The organism is Pseudonocardia terrae, assembly GCF_021343995.1.
GTDB lineage: Bacteria > Actinomycetota > Actinomycetes > Mycobacteriales > Pseudonocardiaceae > Pseudonocardia > Pseudonocardia terrae.
In genome coordinates this window covers 1-9,072 of sequence record NZ_JAJTTE010000105.1, presented here as the reverse complement: position 1 = coordinate 9,072, position 9,072 = coordinate 1, and the positions used below count along the sequence as shown (strand labels likewise).

At 71.3% G+C, this 9,072-nt stretch carries 7 protein-coding genes and 1 pseudogene; 5 read left to right on the top strand and 3 right to left on the bottom strand.

All coding sequences use genetic code 11. The features are described 5' to 3' along the window. On the top strand, positions 1 to 235 hold a 235-nt coding region (locus LWC33_RS33845; RefSeq protein WP_233308791.1), incomplete at its 5' end, for a hypothetical protein. A gap of 102 nt (positions 236 to 337) precedes the next feature. On the opposite strand, the pseudogene LWC33_RS33840 reads toward LWC33_RS33845, so the two are convergent. From LWC33_RS33840 to LWC33_RS36375, 3 genes and pseudogenes are all read right to left on the bottom strand, one after another. Beyond that, positions 338 to 1,726 (bottom strand): annotated as a pseudogene (locus tag LWC33_RS33840) (IS1380 family transposase). A 122-nt stretch (positions 1,727 to 1,848) separates the two neighbouring features. Further along, positions 1,849 to 2,604: a DUF6319 family protein gene (locus tag LWC33_RS33835; protein WP_233308790.1), complete on the bottom strand. Its 756-nt coding sequence runs from the start codon at positions 2,602 to 2,604 to the stop codon at positions 1,849 to 1,851. A 372-nt stretch (positions 2,605 to 2,976) separates the two neighbouring features. Beyond that, entirely contained in the window at positions 2,977 to 3,564 is a 588-nt protein-coding gene (locus LWC33_RS36375) for a TetR/AcrR family transcriptional regulator (protein ID WP_233308789.1), read from the bottom strand. A gap of 194 nt (positions 3,565 to 3,758) precedes the next feature. Between LWC33_RS36375 and LWC33_RS33825 the strand changes: the two genes are divergently transcribed. The 4 genes from LWC33_RS33825 (at position 3,759) to LWC33_RS36755 (ending at position 8,875) form a co-directional block, all read left to right on the top strand. Beyond that, positions 3,759 to 5,756, top strand: a complete 1,998-nt coding sequence (locus LWC33_RS33825) for a primary-amine oxidase (RefSeq protein ID WP_233308788.1) — start codon at positions 3,759 to 3,761, stop codon at positions 5,754 to 5,756. Beyond that, entirely contained in the window at positions 5,749 to 7,221 is a 1,473-nt protein-coding gene (locus LWC33_RS33820; RefSeq protein ID WP_233308787.1) for an APC family permease, read from the top strand. Before LWC33_RS33825 ends, LWC33_RS33820 begins: the two co-directional genes overlap by 8 nt. 83 nt (positions 7,222 to 7,304) lie before the next feature. Continuing rightward, on the top strand, positions 7,305 to 7,808 hold the full coding sequence (locus LWC33_RS36370; RefSeq protein ID WP_308191055.1) for an amidohydrolase family protein: 504 nt from the start codon (positions 7,305 to 7,307) through the stop codon (positions 7,806 to 7,808). A 140-nt stretch (positions 7,809 to 7,948) separates the two neighbouring features. Continuing rightward, positions 7,949 to 8,875 carry an amidohydrolase family protein gene (locus LWC33_RS36755; RefSeq protein ID WP_504937806.1) on the top strand — a complete coding sequence of 309 codons (927 nt, stop codon included), beginning with the start codon at positions 7,949 to 7,951 and terminating at the stop codon, positions 8,873 to 8,875. Positions 8,876 to 9,072: the final 197 nt, after the last annotated feature.

Here is a 9,072-nt window from a genome sequence, read left to right as displayed (position 1 = left end):
CGAAGCGGCGGCACGCCGCACCGAGCTGCGGATCGTGCATGCACGATACTGCCCGCTCCCGCCCGACCCCTACGGCATCGTCGTCCCCGTCGATGAGATCTGCGCAGCCCGCGAGGCCGGCGAGCGGGTGCTGGGGGCGGCGGTCCGTCGCGTCCACGCCATCGCCTCGGACCTCTCGGTGTCCGCACACCTGTCCTCAGCCTGGATCCACCGCTGGGGTTCTGCTTCCCAGTAGTTGATCTTCTGTGGGCTTGTGGTGGAGGGCGGGCAGGTTGATCTGCCGGTCTGCCCGGCTTCTCCACTGATGGTCTCCGGTCGGGCCCGGTCGGGCGGGTGATCAGGCGGCTGTCGGGAGCAGGTCGTGCAGGGCTCGGCGGAACAGCTCGTCGAGCCCGTCCTGCCAGGGCCAGTGCTGCGGCAGGTGCAGCACGAGCCGGTGTGCGGCGCGGGCCAGTCGAGCGGGACGCCGATGAGGTGGGCGCGGATGGTGCCGGTACGGGCCCGGGCGTGAAACGCCGAGGCGAGGGTGCCGGCGGCGCGGGTCAGGTTGTGCGCGATCGCGGCGCAGACCAGCCAAGCGCTGTTGGCGCCGAAGTGCCCAGACGGCAAGTGGGCCAGCGCGGAGTCCTTCAGGTCGGCGATGACCTGCTCGACGATGGCGTGGTCCCGGTGCGTGGCCTCGGCGGCCAGCATGGGTTCGGGGCTGTCGGTGAACACGGCGTGGTAGCGGTAGACCGCGAACATCTCCGACTGCCCGGCCGGCACGTGTTTCGGGTTGAGCCGGCGGACCCGACGCACGATCAGCCGAGCGGTCACGTGTTCGGCCTTTCGGCGCCCGGTGAACGCGGTGAACGCGACCTCGGCGACCTCAGCGTCGGAGACCCAGCGCTGCTCGGCTTCGTCGAAGATCGCGTTCGGGTACTGGATCGGCACCCACGCCGCCTCCGGGATGGTGGTGATCGCCCTGATCACCGTGGGGGTCTGCCGGGCGGTGACGGAGAAACTGGCGCCCGCGCGGCGGCAGGCGGCGATGAGGTCATAGCCGTAGAACGCCGAGTCCGCGCGCACGATCAGCAGCCCGGTCGCACCGGCCCGCCGCGCGGTCGCCAGCGCGTCGGCCAGCAGCTTCGCGGCGCCACGCACCGAGTTGGTCGCGCCCTTGCGCAGCCGGCTGGCGGCGATCAGGGGCGCCGACCGCGGCGTGCTGATCGTCGCCAGCAGGGCGCCCCGCCCGTTCACCCCGGTGTAGCCCCGGGCGGCGCCCTGCTTGGCATAGCCGTAGGTGCGGCGCACCGTGTCATCCAGATCCGCCGAACGCGACCCGATCGGCGCCGCGCAGGCTCGGGGTCGCTCGCGTGAGCCGGGCCAGTAGCCGGGCAGCCACGGCGTCGAGCTGGCGGACGTGCCCGAAGGTGAAGCACCGCAGGAACACCCCCAGCGTCGACGGCGCCCGCGAGTCGGTGAACAGCCGGGGCATGGCGCCGTGGCGCAGCAGGTCCATGTCGCTGATCGAGTCCGCGCCGGCAACCATCCCGGCGACCAACACGAGGACCTTCGCGGCGGCGTGCGTGCCACCCGTCGCGGCGATCCGCAGCCGCTCGGTCAGCAGCGTCGTCAGCCCGCAGCGGGCAGCCAGCGCCAACACCGGCGCGAGCCCGGCGCACGAGACGAGATTCGGATCGTCGAACCGCACCGACATGGCGCGGCGGGCGTGAGATGGTCGCACCCAGCGGATGCCCTTCTGTGTGGGACCAATGTGACCTTCGCAAGCCGCATTCTCCCAGCTCAGAGGGGCATTCGTGCGTCACGACCCGCCATCACCAGTCGGTTTTCCCGGTGCATCCAGGCTCAGTCGACGCCGAGCTGCTCAAGGGTCCGCTCGGCGGCGTCGAGCTCCTTGCGCAGGTGCGCGACACGCTCCTGCTGACGCCGGCGAGCCTCGACCAGCGCCGCCGTGATCGCCTCGGCTGCCGCCGGTGGAAGGGAGCGGGACACCGCAGCGACGTCGGTCGCCGGGACCGGCGTCGAGGACACGACCCGCTTCCCACCTACCAGCACCTCCACCGTCCAGTCGCCCTCGACGGTCGAGGCCAGGCTGACCGTCAGCGCGCCCGACCCCCCGCCGCGCTTACGGGTACGCGCCGGAGCGGCCTTCCCGGATCTCGCCGGTGCCAGGTTCGCCTCCGGCTCGGGAAGATCGGTGACCGGCGTCGAGGCGGAAGGGACTGCGGACGCAGTGGACCTGGCGGCTCGCCGAGCGCGACCCGGCCGGGCAGGTGTCGCGGGAGTAGCCGTCGTGTCGTCCGTGGCAGCCTCCTCTCGCTCCCGCGACGACGCCGACCTGCGGGTGGGCCTGCTCCGCGTGAGCTCACTCGGCGAGCAGAACACCGCGTCCCGCGAGCCCGCGGGGCGGACCTGGATGAAGTCGCCCTCCGCGACGTCGCCGACGGCCACTACCTTGGCCGATCCACCCGCCGGCACCCCGACCGCTGCCGCTGTGAACCAGACCGTCACCGTCCTGCCCGCGGACACCTCGTCACGCACCGCTGTCACGTCCTGCTCGGTCAAACCACCCTGTGCCGCGGTCGGACCCTGTCCTGTCATTCGTCAGCTCCCCACTGCTCGCCGGTGGAATTCTCACCCCCGAGGCTCGACGGGTCGCGCATCGTCCTCGGTCAGGGTCGCTTCCAGAGCATGACGACTGGTGGGGACGGTACGTCGGAGAGCAGCGCTGACGATCACGTCGAGCTGCGGGTCGTACTGCGACCGGGGTGCTCCTCACTGACTCCCCCACACGACAGGCCGGAGAGTCAGAGGACTCATCCGGCTTGATCAGAAGGGGGATTCGAATCCCTGCCCCCTTGAGAGAGCGGGTTCCAGAACATCCTCACAAGCCTCCCACCAGCGACAACGCTGCGGGAGTCCCTCTCCAGCGTCCGCAACTCGCACCACGCGCAGGTTGCATCGCCAGGCCTCTCAACCCAGCCCGTGCAGAAAGGCGTCGATCATCCTCCGCTGCAGATCGGCAGTGACGGCTTCGGCGTCCAGCAGGGCGAGGGTCTGCACGCCGTTGAGCATGGCGAGGAGCTGCTCGACGAGGACGTCGTCGTCAGCGTCGGTCGTCACCGATCCCTCGGCGCGTCCGGTCCGCAGGAACTCACGGATCTGTGCACGCCAGATCGCCATGGCCTCGACGTAGACCGCGCCGAGCTCCGCGTCGCCGAGGGCGCGCTGCCAGAAGGGCAGGACGATCCGCGCCTCGAGCCGCGTGACGCCCTCGATCGGCATGACCTCGCGGCAGAAGATGCGGAGGCCGGCCAGCCCGGTCGCGTCTCCGAGGCGGGCCCGGATCCGCGCGTTCGTGGCCTCGAAGACGTGCGTGAACGCCGTGCGCACGATCGCGTTCTTGCTCGGGTAGTAGTACTTCAGCGCGCCGTTGGCCATGCCGATCGCCGCGGAGATCTCGCGCATGGTGGCTGCGTCGATGCCACGTTCGGCGATCAGTCGCCAGGTCGCTTCGGCGATCACGGCCCGGCGCTCGTCGTGGTCAACCTGCTTGGGCACCGTGAACCTCTCGCCGCTGCACGGAAGCACCGTAACGGTCCCCGAACCCCCGCGAGGCGACCCGTTGTGCCGCCTCGAGCGCGCTCCGTCACGTCCTCCACCGCCGCCGGCGGGACGAAAGGTTTCCCCAATTCCCGCCGCCCGGGATGTGGCGCACCCTATCGCCTACAAGCGGAGAAAAACGGGAGACAACGATGCCGCCGACAGCCTCCGATGCCACCCTCGCGCATCCACTCAGCCCGCTGACCAGCGACGAGATCAGCATTGCCCGTCAGGTCCTCGCCGACGCCGACCTCCTGCCGGAGACCTCACGGGTGGTCTTCCTCGGTCTGGAGGAACCGCCGAAGGACGTGCTCTACGGGCCGGACCCGGCCTCGGCCGAGCGCGTCGTCCGTGCCCTCCTGCACGACACCGCGACCCCCGGTGGGCGCGACGTCCTCGTCTCGGTCAGCGCCAAGACGGTGCTCGCCGAGCGGCGCCTGGACCCGGCCGCGGACGGGCAGCTGCCCGTGCTCGACGAGGAGTTCGAGCTGGTCGAGCAGGTCCTGGCGACCGATGAGCGCTGGCTGGCCGCCCTCGCCGCCCGCGACCTCGACGTCGAGAAGGTACGGGTCGCCCCGCTCTCGGCCGGGGTCTTCGAGTACCCGGAGGAGACCGGCCGCCGGATCCTCCGCGGCCTGGCCTTCGTGCAGGAACACCCCAAGGACCACGCTTGGGCCCACCCGGTCGACGGGCTGGTCGGCTACGTCGACGTGGTCGACAAGACGGTGACCCAGGTGATCGACATCGGCGCGGTGCCGATCCCCACCGAGTCGGGCAACTTCGACGACGTCGCCGTCACCGGGCCCCTGCGTTCCTCGCAGAAGCCGATCGAGATCACCCAGCCGCAGGGCCCGTCGTTCACCCTCGACGGCACCCTGCTGGAGTGGGAGAACTGGTCGGTCCGGATCGGCTTCGACGCCCGCGAAGGTCTTGTGCTGCACCAGCTCTCCTTCCGCGACGGCGAGCGCGACCGCCCGATCATCCACCGCGCCTCGATCTCGGAGATGGTCGTGCCCTACGCCGACCCCTCCCCCGTCCGCTCCTGGCAGAACTACTTCGACACCGGCGAGTACATGATCGGCCGCTACGCGAACGCCCTCGAGCTGGGCTGCGACTGCGTCGGTGACATCACCTACCTCGACGCCGTGATCGCCGACGAGTTCGGCCACCCCCGGCTGCTGCCCAACGCGATCTGCCTGCACGAGGAGGACTACGGGATCCTCTGGAAGCACACCGACCTGTGGGCGGGCTCGTCGGAGACCCGCCGCCAGCGCCGCATGGTGATCTCCTTCTTCACCACCATCGGCAACTACGACTACGGCTTCTACTGGTATCTCTACCTCGATGGCACCATCGAGTGCGAGGCCAAGGCCACCGGCGTCGTGTTCACCTCGGCCTACCCCGGCCCCGGCCACGACACCGACGGCGTGAACCCCTACGCCTCCCGGCTCGCCCCCGGCCTCGGCGCCCCCTACCACCAGCACCTCTTCTCCGCCCGGCTCGACATGGCCGTCGACGGCCCGGACAACCTGGTCGAGGAGATCGAGGTCCAGCGCGTCCCCACGGGGCCGGCCAATCCACGCGGCAACGCCTTCACCCAGCGCCGCACGCCGCTGCGGCGCGAGTCCGAGGCCCAGCGCCTTGCCGACACCCGCACGGGCCGGGTCTGGCACATCACCAACCCCGGCTCGCGCAACCGGCTCGGTGACCCCGTCGCCTACGCGCTCATTCCCGAGGGCAACCCGGAGCTGCTCGCCGACGACGACTCCTCCATCCAGCGCCGCGCCACCTTCGCCACCAAGCACCTGTGGGTCACCCGCTACGACCCCGCCGAGCGCTACGCCGCCGGCGACTTCGTCAACCAGCACGCCGGCGGGGCCGGGCTACCCGCCTACGTCGCCGGCGACCGCGACATCGACGGCCGCGACCTCGTCGTCTGGCACACCTTCGGACTCACGCACTTCCCGCGGCCGGAGGACTGGCCGATCATGCCCGTCGACTACACCGGCTTCACCCTCAAACCCGTCGGGTTCTTCGACCGCAACCCCGTCCTCGACGTCCCGCGTACGCAGAGCGCCCACTGCTCCGCCCGCGCCGACCACTGCTCGAGCGGCGCCACCGAGACCCTCCCGGGAGCCGACCGTGGCTGAGCAGAGCGCCCCTGCCCCGACCGCCGACCGCGGTCACACGCTGCGGGGCTCCATCGGCGTCGCCGGGATCGTGTTCCTCGTGGTGGCCGCAGCCGCCCCGCTGACCGCGATCGGCGGCGCGCTGCCGGTCATGCTGGCCATTAGCAACGGGCCCGGCGTGCCCATGGCGTTCCTCGTCGTCGCCGTCGTGCTGCTGGTGTTCAGTGTCGGCTACGCCGCGATGAGCCACCACGTCGTCGACGCCGGCGCCTTCTACGCCTACGTCACCCGTGGGTTGGGAGCCCGGCTCGGGCTCGGCGCCGCCGGGCTCGCCCTGCTCACCTACACCGCGATCCAGGCCGCCGTGTACGGCCTGGCGGCCACCACCCTGCAGGGGATCGTCACCCAGTACGGCGGCCCGGAGATCCCCTGGTGGATCCTCGCCGCGGTCCTGCTCGCGATCGTCGGTCTGCTCGGCTACCGCAGTATCGACGTGGGTGCCAAGGTCCTCGGCGTCCTGCTGGTCCTCGAGATCGCGATCGTGGCCGTCCTCGCGGTGACGATCCTGGTGAAGGGCGGGCCGGAGGGCTACTCGGTCACCTCCTTCTCGCCCTCGACCTTCTTCCACGGCGGGGCCGGCATCGCGGTGATGTTCGCCGTCGCGTCGTTCGTCGGCTTCGAGGCCACCGCGATCTACGGCGAGGAGGCGCGCGAGCCGAAGCGCACGATCCCCCGGGCGACCTACATCGCGGTGATCCTGATCGGCGTGTTCTACGCGATCGCCAGCTGGACGATCGTCATCGCCTACGGACCGAGCCAGGTCGAGGCCGCAGCGCAGTCCGACACGGCCGGCCTGGTCTTCGCGGCGGCGGCGCAGTACATCGGCCCCCTCTACGCCGACATCATGACGATCCTGCTGCTGACCAGCCTGTTCGCGGCACTGCTGGCCTTCCACAACGCCATCTCCCGCTACCTCTATGCCCTCGGACGGCAGGGCATCGGACCGGAGGCACTGGCCCGCACCCATCCGAAGCACGGCTCGCCCTACATCGGGTCGCTCACCCAGAGCACCTCGGCGGTCGGGCTGCTCGGCGTCTTCGCCCTCGCCGGCGCGGACCCCGTGCTCAACCTGTTCACCTGGATGGCCGGGCTTGCCACGGTGAGCGTCCTCGTCCTGATGGTGCTCACGGCCGTCGCGATCATCGTGTTCTTCGCCCGGCACCGTGTCGACGAGCGGGTGTGGAACACCCGGATCGCGCCCGCGCTCGGTCTCGTCGGCCTCGTCTTCGTGACCGTCCTGGTGCTGCTGAACTTCACGACGCTGATCAGCGGCTCGGCGGTTCTCGCTGGGATCCTGCTCGCCGTCGTCGCCGCGGCCTTCCTCGGCGGCCTGGCGGTCGCCGTCGTGAAGCACCCGTCGCAGGCCGGCGGTGTGTCCGGGCACCAGCTCGGACTCACCCCGCAGCAGGCGATGTCCGACGACTGATCTCTACCCGCACCCCCGGCCGCGGACGCCACACTGGGGGGCCGGGGCCGGTGCCGTGCCGCCTCTTCGAAAGGAGAACGACGGTGACCAAGACCGACACCGTGCACCGCAACGCCCGCATCCACACCCTCGACCCGGCCCGGCCGTGGGCGTCGGTCCTCCTCGTCGCCGACGGTCGGATCGCGGCCGTCGGCGACGAGGAGCTGCTCGACCGGGTCGAGGGCACGCCCGAGACCGTCGACCACGGCGGGGCGTTCCTGATGCCCGGTCTGGCCGACGTGCACAACCACCACCTGCTCGCCGGCCGCGCCGACCTCTACGAGCTCCAACTGGACGGGGCGGCCGACCTTGCCGGTCTGCTCGACGCCGTCCGAGCCTGGTCGCGCGGTCTTCCGGAGAACGCCTGGGTGGTCGGCGGCGGCTGGGGCAGCCCGTTGATCCCCGGTGCTGTCCGACCCGAAAGCGCTGGCAGCGCTCGACGAGGCCGCCGGCGGCCGCCCGGTGCTGCTCCGCGACGACAGCTGCCACAACCGCTGGGTCAGCTCGGCCGCGCTCGCCGCCGCGGGGATCGACGCCGACGCCCCTGACCCGGCCGACGGCACGATCGTGCGCGACCCGGCGACCCGGCGACCCGGCGACCCGGCGACCCGGCGAGCCGGTCGGGCTGCTCATCGAGTCGGCGCTGATCCCCGTCGAGCGGGCGCACGCCGCGTCCGCCCCGTCGGGCGTGGAGCAGGACGCCGAGGCCAGCCGCCGCGGTATCGGGATCCTGCACTCCTTCGGCATCACGACCTTCCAGGACGCCGCCGCGTCGCTGCCCATGCTCCGGGCGCTGAAGCACCTCGACGACGCGGGACGCCTCGACGCCTGGGTCGTCACGTCGCTGCAGGTCAACGACAAGATCTTCGGCACGAACCCGCTCGGCCAGGACCTCATCGACCACCGTGATGCCTGTCGTAGCCCCCACCACCGGCCCGACTTCGTCAAGATCTTCCTCGACGGCGTGCCCACCTCCAAGACCGCCGCCTTCCTCGCGCCCTACCTACCCGACGACGTCCACGGCGCCCAGTGGCGCGGCGAGACCACGATGACGCTCCAGGAGCTCACCGGCTGGCTGCTGCGCGCCCTGTGGTTCCCGGGCGTCATCTTCGAAGCGATCTGCGCCTGCATCCCCCGCGAGCGCGCCGAGAAGCTGCATCCCAACCGGAACCTGCTCGACGCCGGGGTGCTTCTCGCAGGTGGCTCGGACTGGCCCGTCATGCCCTCGCCGAACCCCTGGTACGGCATCCAGGGCCTGGTGAGCCGCGCCGACCCGACCGGTGCCTTCCCCGGGACCCTGTGGCCCGAGCAGGGCATCACCCTCGCCGAAGCCCTGCACGCGTACACCCTCGGCGCCGCCCGCGCCATGGGGACCGACGACGTCGCCGGGTCGCTGGAGGTGGGCAAGTCCGCCGACTTCGTCGTCCTCGACCGCGACCCGTTCGCCGTCCCGGTCAACCGGCTCGCCGGCACGTCGCCGAGCAGACCTGGTTCGCCGGACGCAAGGTCTACGACCGGACGGGCGGCTGAGTTGTCGCGCCCGACCCGGGAATGCACGGTGTCCTGGCGCCCGTGGGGCCGGGTCGCCTCGGGACGTTCGTCTCGGCGGCAGTGAGTGGGTCATGGGTCTCGTTCCTCGCGGTCGTACCGCCGGAGCCGAGACATGCGGCGGCCCCGGACCGATCGAGGTCCGGGGCGCGTCTCTCGATGGTCGGCGATCAGGCCGGGCAGCGAACGGCGAAGAGCCGGCTCACGAGGGGTCCAGGGCGAAGTCGTAGGTGACCTCGTTGCCCGTGCCGGACGCGGCCGGGC